15 protein-coding genes and 2 tRNA genes are annotated in these 17,305 nt (G+C 60.2%); 1 reads left to right on the plus strand and 16 read right to left on the minus strand.

Annotated features, from left to right (window positions below):
• Positions 1-110: 110 nt before the first annotated feature.
• The 14 genes from AB5750_RS00745 to asnB all read right to left on the minus strand — a co-directional run bounded on the left by AB5750_RS00745 (position 111) and on the right by asnB (position 14,039).
• Positions 111-1,679 carry a threonine/serine exporter family protein gene (locus AB5750_RS00745; RefSeq protein WP_368145071.1) on the minus strand — a complete coding sequence of 523 codons (1,569 nt, stop codon included), beginning with the start codon at positions 1,677-1,679 and terminating at the stop codon, positions 111-113.
• 320 nt (positions 1,680-1,999) lie between these two features.
• A complete protein-coding gene (gene lysS, locus AB5750_RS00750; protein ID WP_022094894.1) occupies positions 2,000-3,964 on the minus strand; it encodes a lysine--tRNA ligase in 1,965 nt (654 codons plus the stop codon).
• 79 nt (positions 3,965-4,043) lie between these two features.
• On the minus strand, positions 4,044-4,514 hold the full coding sequence (greA, locus tag AB5750_RS00755) for a transcription elongation factor GreA (protein ID WP_006234960.1): 471 nt from the start codon (positions 4,512-4,514) through the stop codon (positions 4,044-4,046).
• Positions 4,515-4,620: 106 nt separating this feature from the next.
• Positions 4,621-4,896: a twin-arginine translocase TatA/TatE family subunit gene (gene tatA, locus AB5750_RS00760; protein WP_022094895.1), complete on the minus strand. Its 276-nt coding sequence runs from the start codon at positions 4,894-4,896 to the stop codon at positions 4,621-4,623.
• Positions 4,897-5,008: 112 nt separating this feature from the next.
• A tRNA-Pro gene (locus tag AB5750_RS00765) sits at positions 5,009-5,085 on the minus strand.
• A 49-nt stretch (positions 5,086-5,134) separates the two neighbouring features.
• The gene (ispE, locus tag AB5750_RS00770) at positions 5,135-6,031 is read right to left on the minus strand and encodes a 4-(cytidine 5'-diphospho)-2-C-methyl-D-erythritol kinase (protein WP_368145073.1); all 897 of its coding nucleotides are present in this window, start codon (positions 6,029-6,031) and stop codon (positions 5,135-5,137) included.
• Positions 6,032-6,033: 2 nt separating this feature from the next.
• Complete coding sequence (locus AB5750_RS00775) at positions 6,034-6,330, minus strand: Veg family protein (RefSeq protein ID WP_006234957.1); 297 nt, start codon at positions 6,328-6,330, stop codon at positions 6,034-6,036.
• Between the two features lie 183 nt (positions 6,331-6,513).
• Positions 6,514-6,960: a D-aminoacyl-tRNA deacylase gene (gene dtd / locus AB5750_RS00780; protein ID WP_148331907.1), complete on the minus strand. Its 447-nt coding sequence runs from the start codon at positions 6,958-6,960 to the stop codon at positions 6,514-6,516.
• 3 nt (positions 6,961-6,963) lie between these two features.
• Positions 6,964-7,605, minus strand: coding sequence for an RdgB/HAM1 family non-canonical purine NTP pyrophosphatase (rdgB, locus tag AB5750_RS00785; protein WP_368145075.1), 642 nt, complete (start codon positions 7,603-7,605; stop codon positions 6,964-6,966).
• 143 nt (positions 7,606-7,748) lie between these two features.
• Positions 7,749-8,474, minus strand: a complete 726-nt coding sequence (gene rph / locus AB5750_RS00790; RefSeq protein WP_368145076.1) for a ribonuclease PH — start codon at positions 8,472-8,474, stop codon at positions 7,749-7,751.
• 54 nt (positions 8,475-8,528) lie between these two features.
• Positions 8,529-9,413, minus strand: coding sequence for a glutamate racemase (murI, locus tag AB5750_RS00795; protein WP_349073907.1), 885 nt, complete (start codon positions 9,411-9,413; stop codon positions 8,529-8,531).
• Between the two features lie 51 nt (positions 9,414-9,464).
• On the minus strand, positions 9,465-10,376 hold the full coding sequence (locus AB5750_RS00800; protein WP_138113161.1) for an HAD family hydrolase: 912 nt from the start codon (positions 10,374-10,376) through the stop codon (positions 9,465-9,467).
• Between the two features lie 107 nt (positions 10,377-10,483).
• On the minus strand, positions 10,484-12,046 hold the full coding sequence (locus AB5750_RS00805) for a Mur ligase family protein (protein ID WP_195920121.1): 1,563 nt from the start codon (positions 12,044-12,046) through the stop codon (positions 10,484-10,486).
• 112 nt (positions 12,047-12,158) lie between these two features.
• Complete coding sequence (gene asnB / locus AB5750_RS00810) at positions 12,159-14,039, minus strand: asparagine synthase (glutamine-hydrolyzing) (protein ID WP_195920120.1); 1,881 nt, start codon at positions 14,037-14,039, stop codon at positions 12,159-12,161.
• A 187-nt stretch (positions 14,040-14,226) separates the two neighbouring features.
• Here asnB and AB5750_RS00815 point away from each other — a divergent pair.
• A tRNA-Val gene (locus AB5750_RS00815) sits at positions 14,227-14,302 on the plus strand.
• A 612-nt stretch (positions 14,303-14,914) separates the two neighbouring features.
• On the opposite strand, the gene AB5750_RS00820 is transcribed toward AB5750_RS00815, so the two are convergent.
• Together AB5750_RS00820 and argB are read right to left on the minus strand one after the other, a co-directional pair.
• Positions 14,915-16,198: an aminotransferase class III-fold pyridoxal phosphate-dependent enzyme gene (locus AB5750_RS00820; protein WP_368145077.1), complete on the minus strand. Its 1,284-nt coding sequence runs from the start codon at positions 16,196-16,198 to the stop codon at positions 14,915-14,917.
• A 69-nt stretch (positions 16,199-16,267) separates the two neighbouring features.
• Positions 16,268-17,248: an acetylglutamate kinase gene (argB, locus tag AB5750_RS00825; protein WP_195920141.1), complete on the minus strand. Its 981-nt coding sequence runs from the start codon at positions 17,246-17,248 to the stop codon at positions 16,268-16,270.
• Between the last annotated feature and the right edge of the window lie 57 nt (positions 17,249-17,305).

The raw sequence follows: 17,305 nt of genomic DNA on the forward strand, positions 1-17,305 counted from the left end.
CCCCATAAGTTGCGGTGGAATACGGACTGTTTTGACCCTTTAAGCAGCAATTCAGTCCCTATTTCACCGCAACTCATTTGGTGCAAAGTAACCTGTCTCCCTTGCACCAATTAGCTGGTGTGGCGCCAGCGAGGGTCGGTGAGCGTACGCGCCACACCCAGGCCAACGGGCAAAAACGCCACGATGAGCACTGCGCGCACAAACCAGCCGAGCATATTGACTGTGTCGAAGGTGCACATGTAATACATCGAGCGATACAGATACAAACCCGGCACCATAATGACAATCGAAGGCACCGTGAGGGCGATACGCGGGTAGGTGAGCTTGACTTCGGCCAAGCTTGCCAGCAGACCCGATACCAGCGCGCCGATAAACGCTGCTGCCTCGGGAGGCATTCCCGTGCTGAGGCCCAGGAAGGGAATCATCGTCGGCGCATCGACAAGGGTCAGACGCAGGGTATTGGACACGGCGCCGATCAACCCAGCTGCCGCGGCCATCTTTACCGGGCTGTTGAACATCACCGAGAAGCCGAATACGCCAACGAAGCTCATCACCACGCGTAGGAGCGTAAGGGCAAGCGGCGAAAGGCCCAGTGGGGCAAAGTCGTCCGGCGCCAGGCCAACACACTCGGCAACCATCCAACCTACGAGCGTCGCCATCACAATAATCGATACGGCATATGAAAGGCGCTCGATACCGCTTCGCATGTCGAGCTTAGCGATGTCGAGGCCTGCCGTAATGAGCGGAAAGCCGGGAATCACAAAGAGCATGGCGCCGATATAGCCTTCTTGGTGCGACATTGCCCCCGGTATGACCTGGCCAAGGCCGAGCAATGCCAGCAGATACGAAACGCAAGCGAGCGCAACACCAGTCGTCAGCGCGCTGAACTGACCAAGGCCTTGCTTGAGAATATGGGAGCGAGCAAAGTTACCGACACCAGCGCCTACGAATGCACAGGCCATCTCGATAGGGCCGCCGCCGAGCAAAAAGACGAAGGCGCCGCAAGCACAGGCTGCCGCAAGGCCCTGTTGCCAGGGAGAGTAATCGGGCTTTGAGCTCTCAACGGTCCTGAGCATCTCGTGATACTCGTGCACGGTAAAACGGCGCCCGTAAATCTCGATTTCCTTTAAGAAGCTCTCCATCATCCAAATGCGATGAGTATTGACCCCCGTTGTGGGTAGGCTGACGACCTCGTTAAAGCAGTGGCCGTCTTCGATGCAGGTGCACTCAAACGACAGAAGACTCAGGTCGACGTGAATCGTGACGCCGAGTACGGCGGCAACACGATTCATGGTATCGCGCACGCGCCAGGCGCCTGTTCCGCTTGCCAGCATAAGCATGCCGGTGCGGCAGATGATGGATGACTTATCGGTGAGCGGCGCATCGACGGCAAGTTCATCGTCTGCTGTCACGATCTGGTGCCAGTCAGTTTTCATATGAAGCGCGCCGGCACGAACGCCGTGGTGCATAGGAACTCTCGAGAATAGCGAATCGAGGTGCGAAGGCTGTGGGGGTTCCGCCGATTCGACCTCGTCCTCGTCGGGCTCTTCATCGACCAGATCAAATGAGTCAAGCGATGCCGGCTCGCGACGATCGATCAGCTCCTCATCCTCATCGTCAAAGTAATTGAACTGATCGAGCATGTCCTCTTCGATTGCACGCTCGCTCGCGTCGTCCATACAGGCGCTCCCTTCCTACTGACTAACTCCCATCCTAGGCAGCAGCGGCTAAAGGAGACATAAAAGAGACGACTGTCATGCGAACCATGCGCGCAATAGCCGTGGGTAGTCGTTTAAGAACGTCCACAATGACTATTGACAGCCAAGGCAACGCCGATGCCTTGGCAACGACAGCGAAAGCCCGCCAGAGCGAGCAAGGTGCCTTGAAACAAGGCGGCATTGACCTTTTGGTCATGCCGCCGAAGTTGAAAGGCAGATTGCCGCTCTGGCGGGCTTGCAGCGTCAACTGGTTACGGCGTTTGGCAAAACGCCGTAACCCCCTAGTACATCTTTGCGCCGGCGGGGATGGAAGCGTCGAGCTGGATCAGGTTGAGGCGCTCCTCACCATCCTCCTCGTGGATGGCACTGATGAGCATGCCGCAGCTGGGGATGCCCATCATCTTGCGCGGAGGCAGGTTGGTGATGGCGAGCAAGGTCTTGCCGACCAGGTCCTCGGGCTCGTAATAAGCGTGAATACCGGAGAGGATGGTGCGGTCGGTACCGGTACCGTCGTCGAGCGTAAAGTTCAGCAGCTTCTTGGACTTCTTGACGGCCTCGCATGCCTTGACCTTCACTGCGCGGAAATCGCTCTTGGAGAAGGTATCAAAGTCGACGAACTCCTCAAACAGCGGCTCAACGGCGATCTTGGAGTAATCGAGCGTGGGCTTAAGCGACTTAACGAATGGGCTCGCGGCGTTGCCGGCCTCTGCAGCCTTGGCGGCAGCGGCACCGGACTGGAAACCCTTCTCGGGCTTCATGTGCGGGAACAGCAGGACGTCGCGGATAGAAGCCTGGTTAGTAAGCAGCATGACCACGCGGTCGATACCAATGCCAATGCCGCCCGCGGGAGGCATACCGTACTCGAGGGCGCGCACGTAGTCCTCGTCATACTCCATAGCCTCATCGTCGCCGCCGGCCTTCTCGGCCATCTGGGCAGCAAAGCGCTCAGCCTGGTCGACCGGGTCGTTGAGCTCGGAGAATGCGTTGGCGTACTCGTGGCCGGCGATGACCAGCTCAAAGCGGTGCGTCAGGCGCGGGTCGTCCTCAAAACGCTTGGCGAGCGGGCTGACCTCGATGGGGTAATCGCACACGAAGGTCGGGTTGACGATGGTATCCTCGCCCAGCTCATCGTAAATCTCGGCGATAATCTTGCCGGCGGTCCACTCGGGCTTAATCTCCAGGCCCTTCTCGCGCGCGGCGGCAGCAAGCTCCTCGACCGGCGTGTCGATGGTGACCTGCTTGCCGAGCACGTCGGAGACGATGTCGGTCATGGGACGGCTGGCCCACTCACCAGAAAGGTCGATGGTCTGGCCCTGGTACTCGATGACCTCGGGGTTGCCGATGGCCTTGTTAGCTGCCTTAATGACACCCTGGGCGAGCGCCTTCATGCCCTCGAGGTCGGAGAAGGCACGGTAGGCCTCCATCGTGGTGAACTCGGGGTTGTGGGTAAGGTCCATGCCCTCGTTACGGAAGATGCGGCCGATCTCGAACACGCGCTCAAAACCACCGACGATGCAGCGCTTGAGGTGCAGCTCGGTGGCAATACGCAGGTAGCACTCCTGATCGAGCGCGTTGAAGTGAGTGATGAACGGCTTGGCAGTAGCGCCGCCCTGGATGGTCTGCAGGATGGGGGTCTCGACCTCCATGTAGCCGTCGGACTCCATAAAGCGACGGAAGGTGGAGAGAATCTGCGAACGCTTACGGAAGGTCTCGCGAACGTCGTCGTTGGCGATCAGGTCGACGTAGCGCTGGCGATAGCGGGTCTCCTTGTCGGAAAGACCGTGGAACTTCTCGGGCAGCGGACGAACGGCCTTGGAAAGCAGGGTCGCGCTCTTAGGGGCAACGGAAAGCTGACCGCGCTGGGTGCGCACGACCACGCCGGTCACGCCCAGGATGTCGCCCAGGTCGAGGGCCTTGAGCGTATTCCAGGCAGCCTCGTCCATGTCGTTGATGCGGCAGAACAGCTGAATCTCGGCAGTCGCATCGCGCACGACGATGAACATGATCTTGCCCTGACCGCGCTTGGCGACCACACGGCCGGCGATCTTCACGACATCCTCGGTGTCCTCACCATCGGCAAGATCGGCGTACTTAGTCTCGATATCGGCGACGTAGTCCTCAAGCTCAGAGTGCTCAGGATAGGGGTTCTGGCCCGCCTCGAACAGGGCGGCGCGCTTGGCCAGGCGGGTGGCGCGCTCGTCGTTGAGCGTCGATGCCTGATCGGCGGCGTTCTGGTTCTCTGCCATAAGTTAGCTCCTCAAACTAAAACGCTCCCCAGGATTCGGTCCCAGGGAGCGAAAACATACCTTTACGCGGGACCGTGGTCTAGCGTGCGATCTTGGCGATGGTGTAGACGCGAGTCTTGCCGGAAGGCGTAACGACCTCGACGGAGTCGCCCTCGCCGTGACCGATGATGGCGTGACCGACCGGAGACTCGTTGGAAATCTTGTGCTCGAGCGAGTTGGTCTCGGTGGTACCGACGAGCGTGACTTCCATGACCTCGCCGTTGGGATCAATCAGCGAAACGGTGGAACCGATGGAGACGGTCAGGTCGCCCGTGGTGGCAGCAACCTGAGCGTTGGCGAGGATGGCCTGGATCTCGGCAATACGAGCGGCGTTCTGGGCCTGCTTGTCCTTAGCGGCGTCGTACTCGGAGTTCTCCGAAAGGTCGCCGAACGCGCGGGCTTCCTTGATGTCCTCGACGATCTCCTTGGCGTAATCGCCCTCACGCCAAGCGAGCTCCTCGACGAGCTTCTGGCGGCCCTCAGCGGTCAGTACGATCTGGCTTGCGTCCATACGGATATCTCCCCAACTCTGATCAAACAATCAACTGTCAACAAAACGAAAAAGACCGGCTAGCCTGCGGGCAAGCCGGTCAGGTGCTCACCCCAAAGGGATGGGACTACTCTGCGTCCGCGTCGCTGTCCTCTGCCTGCTTCTTCTTGGCAGCAGCGAGCTTGGCCTCGAGCTCAGCGATCTCCTTGTCCTCCTCGGACTGCTCGACCACGACCTCCTCGGCCTGCTTGGTCTCGGCCTTATCGTCGCCCTCCATACCCTCACGGATATTCTTGACGGTAGAGCCGAGGGACTTGCCGAGCTTCGGCAGGTTCTTGGGCCCGAAGATAATCAGGACAACGACGAGAATAATGATGAGCTCAGGAGCCCTCAGTCCAAACATGTAGACCTCCACAATACAGCGAGACAAGCTCGAATGAGTATACCGCGGGTATCGCGGTATCACAACACTAGCTAAAAAAAGGGACCGCAAGAAGCGGTCCCTCCTCATGCTCTGGTCGGGTTGACTGGATTTGAACCAGCGACCCCTGCGTCCCGAACGCAGTGCTCTACCAAACTGAGCCACAACCCGTTAGCTCGACTATAGTAACAAAGATTTTCGCCGCGTGCTAGAGAAATTTTTATTTCTTTGAAGCGTCGATTTGAACCGTGTTGGGAATAAGCTCAGTCGCGCAGGCCCACCAGCCATTTTGCTGGGCAGCATCGGCAAGCCTTTCGGCCGTGGCAGCGGTGTCGCAAATGGCAAACGAGCAGGCACCCGATCCGCACACATCTACAGCAACGGTTCCGTCCTGTTTACGCAGCCAGTCGAGGACCGTTTGAATCTGCGACTCCATCTGTGCGGAAATGACACCAAGGTTGTTATGGATGAGTGCATATGCCGTCTCGGCATCACCAGCACGCAAGGCAGAAGCTATCGCGCCGGGCTTGTCCGCAGGCACCGGGGCCTCGTCAAAACGTCGATAGGCTTCAATTGTCGAAACGCTTGCCTCGCGCGGCTTGACCAGCACGACGGGCGTCGCAGGCAGCGCGGGGTACTCAGTTGCCAGCACGTCTCCCCCACCTACGTAGAACGCAGGACTCGCGTGCAAAAAGAACGGGACGTCAGCACCAATGCCCCGCGCAATATCGTCGAGCACGGGGTCGGTGCGATCAATGCCCCAGAGCTCTGCCAAGGCGACAATGACCGCGGCCGCATCCGTCGAGGGGCCGCCCAAGCCGGCGCACAATGGAATGCGTTTCTCAATCGTCACGCAGATGTTTGCCTCGCGACCATAATGCTCGGCCATAGCAACCGCAGCCCGATACGCCGTATTCTTTTGCATGGGAAAATCTGATGCTGGAACCGTCTGGACGGTCAGCGCCTGCGCCGGCGTGACCGTCACGGTATCGGAAAGACCGACGGCCGCCATCAGGGAATCGACCCTGTGGTAGCCGCGGTCATCGCGCTCGGTATGAACCCCCAGGTAGAGGTTAATCTTTGCCGGCGCGGAAAGAGTCAGGGACCAATCGGTCACCGTTAATGCTCCTCGAGCTGATTGCCGAGCGGGGTAAAGATGTGCTCGCCGCTCTCGGGGTCGAACAGCTCGACCTGACCGGTGAGCACATCGATATACTGGTAGGACTGACGCGACTTGCGGCCACGACGCTCGTCAACCTCGACAATGAAGACGGCCGGGTGGACGCTCTTGATGGTGCCCATGCGCTCGACGACGCGGGTACGGCCCATGTTGGCCTTAACCTTGACGCGATCGCCCACCATATCGGTCAGCTTCTCGTGGATGTCGTCGACGTGATTGACTTCCATCTCTTCCATGAACAGGGCCTCCAGAAGGTGCAATTCAAAAAGGGGATAATACCCCTAAGATAGACAAAACTCTAATACTATAGCACCCTGTTGTGGCCATACGCAAGTAGCTAAATAAGCCCGGTCCCAAATACGTACCAGACGACAACCTCGCATGACCAGTTGTTACGCGGTTTGGTAAAACCGCGTAACCTAAAGATTGTCGGTATCGAGGACGATGGTGAACGGACCGTCGTTGACCAGGTCGACCTTCATGTCGGCGCCAAAGATACCGTGCGCCACATGCTCAACGTCCTCGTGCACAAGCGTCAGGAAGTACTCGTAGAGCTCGTTGGCAACATCGGGTGCGCCGGCATCCGTAAACGACGGGCGGCGACCGTGGCGGCAGTCGGCGAACAGCGTGAACTGCGACACCACGAGCACCTCGCCGTCGACATCGGCAAGCGCCAGATTGGTCTTGCCGTTCTCGTCCTCGTTGATACGCAGCCCGCGGAGCTTGCCCCACAGCTTGTCGGCCTCGGCACGCGTATCGCCATGGCCCACACCCAGCAGCACCAGGTAGCCGCGTCCAATGCGGCCCACGCACTCGCCGTCGACCGTCACGCCGGCGTTGAGCACGCGCTGCACCACCGCACGCATGGCCTACTCCTCGCCCGTCAGCTTGGCGGACAGATGCTCGAGCGCGTGGAAACGATGGCTGATGGCGTTCTTCTCGTCAGCCGTCAGCTCGGCCATGGTCTTGCCCGGCGTGTCGACCGGCAGGAACAGCGGGTCATAGCCAAAACCATGGTCGCCGCGGCCCTCGTGCGCGATAACGCCCTCGCAGGCGCCCTCGCCATAGGTGACCAGACCGTCCGTGTCGATGAGCGCGACGACGCTCATAAAGCGCGCGGTGCGGTCCTCATCTGCCACGCCTTCCAGGTTAACGAGAAGCTTGGCGTTGTTGGCGGCATCGTCGCCGTGCACGCCCGCATAGCGCGCGCTATACACACCGGGCTCACCGTCCAGCGCGTCGACGACCAAGCCCGAATCGTCGGCGATGGCCATAAGGCCCGTCTCCTCAACCGCGGCTTGGGCCTTGATGATGGCGTTCTCCAAAAACGTCGTGCCGTTTTCCTCGGGATCCTCAAAATCACCCAGCTGGCCGAGCGCCACAAAGCGCACCTCGGGCATGACCTTGCCCAAAATGGCCTCGATCTCGGTGAGCTTATGGGCGTTGCCCGTTGCCACGACGATGGTCGCCACCGGGTCGAGGGTGTCGATGTCAATCTTCTCAAGTGCCATGACTGGCCTCCTTGTCTCTATAGCAATGCCGCGCCGAGGGCAACGAGGGTCTCCGCCTCTCCCCTCTCAATCAACGGCAGTCTTGTGTCTAGACGTCTCAGCAGATAAAACCTACCAAAATAAACCTGTCCCTTTTTGGCAGGTTAAGCGAGGGCTTGGCGCTGAAGCTCGATGAGCTCGGCGATACCCTTGTCGCCCAGGTCGAGCAGGGCGTTGAGGCGCTTGCGGTCGAAGGGCGCCTGCTCGCCGGTACCCTGGAGCTCGATCATCTCACCGGTGTCGGTGGCGACGAGGTTCATGTCGACCTCGGCATGGCTGTCCTCGGAATAATCGAGGTCAAGCAGCGTATTGCCGTCGACAACGCCCATGGAGATGGCAGCCACCTGGCCGGTAAGCGGGATGCGATCGATCTTGCCCGCCTCGACCCACATGGCGAGGGCGTCGTGCAGCGCCACCCAGGCGCCGGTGATGCTCGCTGTACGCGTGCCGCCATCGGCCTGAATCACATCGCAGTCGACGGTGACGGTGTACTCGCCGAGCGCCTTCATGTTGACGACGGTACGCAGGCTGCGGCCAATGAGGCGCTCGATCTCCATGGAGCGACCCTTGCGGTTGGCGTGCTCGCGCTTGCAGCGCTTGCCGGTCGACGCCGGCAGCATGGCGTATTCCGCGGTCACCCAGCCGGCCTTAGCTCCCTTTCGCCAGCCCGGCACGCCCTCCTCGATAGTGGCGGCGCACAGCACGCGCGTGTCGCCGAACTCGGCCAGGCACGAGCCGTGGGCGTGCTTCATGACGCCACGGGTGAGCTTAACGGGGCGCAACTCGTTGGCGGCGCGACCGTTGGCGCGGTTGACCTGCATGTACTCCATAGAAATATCCTTTCGGCAAAAGATGTGGCGAAGGCTTTGGCGGCTGCCTTACATCTATTTCAGCTCATCGATATCGATGTGTTCGATGCTCTTGAGCGGCTGACCAAAGATAAAGCTGCCCGCCACCGCAAACTCGGCAATGTTATCGGCCGTCGTGGCAAAACGATGCTGCGGCTCGGCGGCGTCGCCCGCCAGCTGCTCGCGGCGCGTGAGGATATCGGTCAGCTCGCGCGTGGTCTCCTCGGCGGAACTCACGACGCGCACCCCAGGCCCCAGCGCATGCCGGATAGGTCCCACCAACAGCGGAAAATGCGTACAGCCGAGCACCACGGTATCGATACCGTGGTCGCGCAGCGGCTCAACCGTGGCACCCACCAGCGCACGCACGGCAGGCGTATCGAAGATGTCCTCGTTCTCAAGCCACTGTTCCTGCAGATGTGCACCCGAGGCGAGCTCGTGTTCGACAACCTCGACAAAGCTCGAGGCAGGACAGCCGTATACATCGACGCCGGCATCTAGATCCTGAATGGCGCGCGTGTAGGCGCCCGAGCGAATGGTGAGGTTGGTGGCGAGCACGCCCACACGACGCGAGCGGGTGCTGTTGATTGCCGCACGGGCACCCGGCGCGATCACGCCGATCACGGGAACGTCGAGCACCTGCTGGGCCAGACGCAAGGCCGCAGCGGTCGCCGTGTTGCAGGCGATGACCATAATCTTGACGTCGTGCTTCGAAAGCCAACGACCCGCCTGCAACGCAAACGAGCGAACCTCGTCCTCGGTGCGGGTGCCATAAGGGCAGCGCTTAGTGTCACCGAAATAGTAGACGGACTCGTGCGGAAGTGCCGTTGCGATCGCGCGCGCGACCGTCAAGCCGCCCAGGCCCGAGTCGAACACGCCGATCGGACGCGTGTCCCCGGCCATATTATCGATATCGGACATTACCTCACCAGATTCTCTCTCGAAAAATGCGACCAATCGTGATGCGTCGCGCTACGAACGGGCTGCGACCAGCAGCTCGGCCGTTGCCACCCAACCGTCGACAATCTTGCCGCGCGTAATATAGGCATTGTCGCAGGCGTCCAAGAACTCCGGGGCACCGGCGCTCGTCAGACCGTTCTCGACCAGGCAGAACATGCCAACATGGTCGGCCATGTAGAAGTCGGACTCGGAGTCGCCGAGCGCAAGCGTCTCCTCGCGCTCGATCCCCAGGTGCTCGCAGAAGCGCGCAATGGCAACGCCTTTGTTAAGACCCGCCGGATTGATGTTGAAGGCGCGACCGTCCTCGACGCGATTAAGCTCGAGCGTCGTCGGCTTGGACAGGTGCGTCAGATGGCCGTTGCAAGCCCAGACCAGACCGCAGCCGGCCTCGTCCAGGATGGCCTGGACCTCATCGTCGGGCACATCGCCGCGCATGCCGACGGTGACCTCACGGTACTTGTAGCCGGTCGACATGTCGTTGTGGTACTCGATCTTGTGCGGCCAGCGGGCAAGGATCTTCTCGCACACGCCGGTCTGCTCGATCACCTGGTGCGGAGTAAGGCCGCAGGCGGGGTCGTAAGGCATGTCGCCGGTCAGATACTCCCAATCGTTGGCTTTGAGGTCGTACATGACCAGGCCGCCCATCTCGCCGATGTAGGAGTTGAGGCCGAGCACGCGCGCGTCCTCGTGGATCATGGTACGGTTGCGGCCCGAGGTGGGAACCACCTGGATACCAGCGCGAGCGAGCGCCACGACGGCCTCGACGAGTTTGGTCGAAGGGTTGCCGTCGTTGTCGCGCAGCACGCACGAGCCGGGCGCGAGCATCGTGGCATCCAGGTCGGTAAAGACGTACTTGACCTTGGCCAAGCGCTCGCGCATCTCGCCCGAAAGCTCGGCAACGGTCGGCAGGGTATTGTGGGACATGGTTACTCCGTTTACGTAGAAGGATTTGGACTTGGACGGCATGTTTTGATTGAGGGAACACGCTTATGGCGACAGCGCACTCAGGGCGCCGCCGCCATCATGGTTCATTAGTCAAACTGGGTAACATCGATCAGGCGATTGGCCAACGAAAGGTCGCTCTCGATGGGCACGAACTCGTCGCCCACGTGCATGAGCTCCTCGTCACCCTTTGCCAGCAGCAAGACAATGGTAGGAGCATCGGGGTTGACGTACTCCTCGCGCGCCGCCTTGAACGCCGCATGCACGGCAGCTTCGCGATCGAGGATGATCTTGTTCGGCGTATCGTCGGGAACATGTTCGGCAAGCTCGCGACAGACCTTCATCGGGTCCTCGTGAGCCGGGTCCTCATTGGCAAAGATCATCAGGTCGGAATACGGTGCGGCCTCGCGCGGAAGCTGCTCGCGGCGCTCCTGCGCCTTGCCGCCGGCAGCGCCAAACACCGCGATGACCGGGCTGGCGGGAAACGCGCGCTTGACCGACGAGAAAAGCGAACGGAACGAAAGCTGGTTGTGCGCATAGTCGACGACGCAGATCACGCGGCCGTCCTTCGACTCCACGACCTCCATACGGCCCGGCACACGCAGTTTGGAGAGGCCCTTCTTGATAGCCTCGATACCGATGCCGATCTCGCGCGCGGCGGCGATAGCGACCAGCGCGTTTTCCACGTTAAAGTCGCCCGCGATGCCCAGCAGGACCTTCTCCCCCGCCTCGGACTCGTCGGCACACAGGCCATGCAAGTTGAACTCGATGCTAAAGCCGACCATGCGTACGTCGCTCGCCCACAGGCTCGCCTCGGGATGCTCGACGCCAACTGTCACCAAGCGCTCGGCCGTCGACGCTGCCTCCAGCACACGGTCGACCTCTTCGGTGCCCAGATTCACCACGGCAGTCTTTGCCTGGTCAAAGATCCTGAGTTTGCTCTCAAAATAATCCTCAAACGTGGGGTGTTCGATCGGCGAGATGTGGTCGCGGCCGATGTTGAGGAAGCACGCCACGTCAAACGGCAGATTCTCGACGCGTTGGTACTTGAGCGCCTGGCTCGAGACCTCCATGACCATGGACTGGCGACCGGACGTGCGGCAGTTGGCGATATGGCGCCAAACCTCGGGGGCCTCGGGCGTGGTGTTGGTGCTCTCGTAGCACTCGATACCATCGTCGGTACTCACCGAGCCGATCATGCCGCAGGACTCGCCCGCCGCCTTGATGATGGACTGGAGCATAAAAGCGGCCGTGGTCTTTCCCTTGGTGCCGGTGATGCCCACGATCTTGACGTCGTGGTCAGGACGGTCGTAGACCTCCGGCGGCAACAGGGCCATGGCCGTGCGAACACTATCAACAACCAGCATCGCAGCACCGCTCTCCTGCGCCAGCGGCTCCAGAGACTCGACCAGCGACTCCTCGCACACAAATGCGACGGCGCCCGCATCGAGCGCCATGCTCAAAAACGCGGGCTTAAAGGCAGCACCTTTGCAAAAGAATACGTCACCTGCCGAGACCGCGCGCGAATCAAACGAGCAGCCGGTCACGGCACGCTCGTCAACCTGCTCCGATGCGCGCAGCTCGCCGCACACACCGAGAAGCTTGGCAAGCGTATCGACCGTGGTCACGGTCGCGGAATCCGAATGGTGCATCTTTCACCTTTCTCAGCCATTTGGCAGGGACGGTTTTCATAGTAACTGAAACGTGCTCGCGCAAAAACGGCTCCCGGAGGAGCCGTTACGCGCAGGCATTCGTAAGCCGAGACTAGGCAGCCTGAACAGAAGGCTGGCCCTCGTCGATAAAGAAGCGCTTGTACCACACTAGGAACACGAGCGGCGTATAGATCTTGCGCTGGAAATCGCCCTTGCCCGCAAAGTGCAGATCGAGCAGGTGCATGAGCTCGTCGGTATTGAAGAACTCGCTTGCCCACGGCGCGGTGAAGTACTCCTTGACATAGTCGTACCACTTTTGCTCGCGCAGCCAGTAGACAATCGGCACCGGGAAGCCCACCTTGGGACGGGTGGCCCACTCATCGGGCAGCGACTTGTTGGCAGCGTGGCGGAGTACCTGTTTGTTGCCGTTCTCGTTGATGCGGTAGCGGTCGGGAATGTGCTCGGCGAACTCCATGACTTTGCGGTCCAGGAAGGGCACGCGCAGCTCCAGTGAGTGTGCCATGCACATCTTGTCGGCCTTGAGCAGAATGTCGCCCGGGAGCCACATGTTCATGTCCAGGTACTGCTTCTTGACCAGCTCGGGCTGACCCTTCACGCGCGCATAGATGGGAGCGGCAAGCTCGAAGGCGCCGTCGCCGGTGTTGTACTCGGGCTTGAGCACGCCGTCGACCTCGCGCTCCGGCCATACCAGAGCCTGTCCCAGGAACGACTTCTCGGGGATCTCGGCACCCTTGACCAGGAAGTTATGTCCCTTGAAGTACGGCATATGCAGCGCCAGGTTACCGAGCGCGCGACGGACGGGCAGCGGCACCATCTTTTTGTACTTGCGCACCGGGACCGTGTCCTCGTAGTAGGCGTAGCCACCAAAGAGCTCGTCGGCGCCTTCGCCCGAAAGCACGACGGTAACGTCCTTGCGGGCCATCTCGGCCAAGAACCACAGCGGCACGGAAGACAAGTTGGACTGCGGCTCGTCCATGTGATACTGGATGTCCTCGAGCGCACCGAAGAACTCGTCGGCGGTAATCATCTTGCGAACGTTTTCGACGCCGAGCTTATCGGAAAGCTCCTTGGCGTAGTTGGTCTCGTTGAAGTTCTTGTAGTCAAAGCCCACCGAGAAGGTCTTGTCGGGCATGAGGCAAGCGGCGATGTAGCTGGAGTCGACGCCACCGGAGAGGAACGACGCGACCTTGACGTCGGCGATGCGATGGGCCTCGACGCTCTCGTGCACGACCTCGTCCAGCTCGTCGACGTACTCCTCGAACGGCTTCTCGACGGCAGAGTAATCGCAATCCCAGTAGCGCTCGATGTTCATCTTGCCGGTCGGGATATCGACGGTAAAGTAGTGCGCCGGCGGCAGCTTGTAGACACCCTCGAAGAAGGTCTCCTCGGTTGCCGAATACTGCAGCGTCATGTACGGACGCAGGGCCTTTTTGTTGACCGCCTTGTGGAAGTGCGGGTAGTCCAGGAAGCTCTTGATCTCGGAACCAAAGAGCACGCCCGGAGCGCCGTCGCCCGCATCGGCCATGGGATAGTAGTAAAGCGGCTTGATGCCAAAGATGTCACGGGCGCCAAAAAGCTTGTTCTTCTTTTTGTCCCAGATGACGAAGGCGTACATACCGCGCAGGCGATCGAGGACAGCCTCGCCCCACTCCTCGTAGCCGTGCAGGAGGCTCTCGGTGTCGGCGCCGCAATGGAACTTGTAGCCCTTGGCTTCGAGCTCGGAACGGAGTTCTTGGAAGTTGTAGATCTCACCGTTGAAGACAATGACGACGCTGCCGTCCTCATTGGCCATGGGCTGAGCGCCGGCCTCGGTCAGGTCGAGGATCGACAAGCGGCGGAAGCCGAGGGCAACGCGGCCGTCGATAAACTGACCGCCCATGTCGGGACCGCGATGGACGATGCGGTCCATCATCTTGGTGAGCACCTCGGATTGGTTATCCGTCCCACCGACAAAACCGACAAAACCGCACATATACTATCCCCTCTGCTGTTGCTGGGCATCAAATCGAATCAGTAGCTTTTGAGTATACCCGAGGGCGTAAAGAGGGGCGGAATGTTCAGGCAATCTCAACTGAATCAGCTCCGCTGCGACACGTGCCAGTTACCTTTAATGGATATGAGATGAATGAGGCGATTGTTTTGCTATACTCTCTCCGCACGGGCGATTGGCGCAACGGTTAGCGCAGGTGCTTTACACGCACAAGGCTGGGGGTTCGAATCCCTCATCGCCCACCACTGAATTGGAAACGGTCCTCGCAAGGGGACCGTTTTGTTTGCGCCCATTTCATGGGATTCGAACCCGCCAGGGTGCGGAGCTGAGGAAACGCGAAGCGTTTTCCAGCGCAGCACGCGAGGGCCGCAGGCCCGAAGCGGAAGCGGGCGGCGCCAGCCGCACGCGGACATCCCTCATCGCCCACCACTGATTTGATAGGCTCCCAGCAATGGGAGCCTTTCTTTTTTGGGCCCATCGCAGAGGGATTCGAACCCCACAGCTCACTCGTTTCAAGGGCAGTGGTCAAAAAATGCCAAATATGAGTACTGCTACCTCTTTTGTAACAGCATTTTCGAGGTCCCAAAGGGCAAATCTGACATCAAAGCAACGGCTAACGGTCCAGATGAGCATGTTTTCTGACAGCAAAACTGGACATATGCGGTCCAATTCGTCAAATTGTGTCTAATTTATATGCTACAGAATTAGTGCCCGTACTCATATTTGGCATTTTTTGACCAGAGGGACTTTTGACCATCGCAAATCAGCAACAAAACGGGCTCCGGATCGCCAAATCATGCCGCATATGACACACCCAGCAGTCCGGAACCCGATCCAAATTGAGTTATTACGCTGCGTTAGCCCAAGACACCCGACAGGATCTCGATCAGACTGTCCACGTCGGCTTCCTCGCAGACGAGCGGCGGCAAGAAACGCAGCGTATGAGCACCCGTAGCGTTAATCACGGCACCGGCGGCCAGCGCGCGGGCAACAATATCATGTGCGTCACCCGCGGCATCATCCAAATCACAGCCGAGCATCAGGCCACGGCCACGCACCTCTACCACATGCGGAAGCTTAGCCAGCGCCTGCTCCATATAGGCGCCCACCTTGGCAGCATGCTCGGCATAATCGCCACGCACAAGCGCGGAGAGCGTCGCGGCACACGCCGCGATGGGCAAGCAGCTACCGCCAAAGGTCGAGCCATGGTCGCCCGGCTTAAACACGTCGGCAATCTCCTTCTTTGCCACGACGGCACCCATGGGCACGCCGTCGGCAATGCCCTTGGCAAGGCTCATGATGTCGGGCTCCACGTCATAGGTTTGGAACGCAAATGGCTTGCCGGAGCGGAAGATGCCGCACTGGACCTCGTCGGCGATAAGCACGGCGCCCACTTCGTGTGCCAAGTCGCGCGCCGCCGCCATAAACTCCTCGGTCATGGGGTGCACACCGCCCTCACCCTGAATCGGCTCGAGCATGACGGCGCAGATCTCGCTTCCCAGCTGCTTAAAGATTGCGCGCAGTTCGTCGACATCGTTGGGCGTGCAGGCCACAAAACCGCCCGGCAGCGGACGGAAGCTGTCCTGTAGCCAATCCTGCATGGTGGCCGCAATGGTCTCGAGTGTACGGCCGTGGAAGCCGCCGCGCATGCATACGATGGTGTTGCCGCCGTTACCAGCACGCTTGGCGTACAGACGCGCGAGCTTCATCGAGCCCTCGTTGGCTTCGGCACCAGAATTGGCAAAGAACGTCTCCCACACCTGCTCGTCCGCAGCCGGGGCACCGAGCGCAGCGGCCGTGGTCTCATCGCCGGCGGCAATGGCATCGGCCAGCACGCACGCACCATCTACGTCGTCGTTGGCAAGCTTGGACAGCAGCGCCGCGACCTGTCCACGCTGCTCGATGTAGAAGTAATTGGAGACATGCATGAGCTTTTTGGTCTGCGCCTCGAGCGCCGAGAGCACTGCGGCGTTGCCGTGGCCAAGGCTGCACACACCGATACCGGCAAGAAAGTCGAGGTACTCACGGCCATCGTCGCCGGTGAGCTTCATGCCGTGACCCTCGACAAACTCGACCGGAGAGCGGCCAAAGGTATGCATAACGTAATGGGATTCAAGCGATTGCTGAGCTGCAAGTGACATGGGATGCCTTTCGTTGGGCGCCAGACGGCGCGGGGCTATGGGTGCAGGAATGGGGCGGCTGCGGGTCAGCTAGACCGTCTGAAGCTTCTCGACCTCGTCAAGGTTCTCGGTCAGACGCGCAGCAAACGTCGAAAGCGGATGCGGATGCGTATCGAACTCGTAAGCCGTCTCGGTGGAATGAATCACGGTGCCGACGCCGGCATCGGTCAGCAGCTCCAGGAGCAGCGAATGCGGCGTAGTACCGTTAATGATGTGGGCACGAAATACGCCGCCGGTAATCGCATCGACGGCCGCGCGCAGCTTGGGAATCATGCCCTTATCGACCTCGCCGCCGTAGAGCATTTCGTTAACCTCGTCGAGCGTTAGGTTGGAGATAAGCGAGTCCTTGTCGCTAAAGTCCTTGTACAGACCATCGACATCAGTCAAAAAGATCGCCTTATGCGCGTGGAGCGCCGCGGCAACGGCACCGGCGGCGGTGTCGGCGTTGATGTTGAAGAAACCGCCGTCCTCCCCCGCCGCGACGGTAGCGATGACGGGGATGTACTCGCTATCGAGTAAGCGCTCGATATAGTCGGTGTTGACGTGCGTCACTTTGCCCACGCGACCGAGCTCGGGGTCGAGCGGCTCGGCGATGAGCGTGCCGGCATCGCTGCCCGACACGCCCACGGCCAGGTTGCCGTGGTGGTTGATGGCAGCAACCAGCTCCTGGTTAACCTTGCCGCCCAGCACCTCGCGCACGATATCCATAGTCGCCGGCGTGGTCACGCGCTGGCCGTTCTTAAACTCGACGGGAATATCGTAATGGCTCAGCGCCTCGTTAATAGCCTTGCCGCCGCCGTGCACGATGACGGGGCGCATACCGATGATCTTGAGCAAAACGATGTCGCTCATCACGTCGCGGCGCAGCTGCTCATCAACCATGGCGGCTCCGCCATATTTGATAACAACCGTCTTGCCGGTCAGGTTCTTAATCCACGGCAGTGCTTCGAACAGCAGCTGCGCGGTTGCTTCGTTGGATTCGCTCGAACGACAATCGCGTGCGAATTTCATAATCTGCCTCGTCTTTCGTATCGTTATCGCGCCGTGCTCCGCTGTCCGCAATCGCGG

Origin of the sequence: Collinsella aerofaciens (genome assembly GCF_040926185.1) — a bacterium.
GTDB lineage: Bacteria > Actinomycetota > Coriobacteriia > Coriobacteriales > Coriobacteriaceae > Collinsella > Collinsella aerofaciens_BC.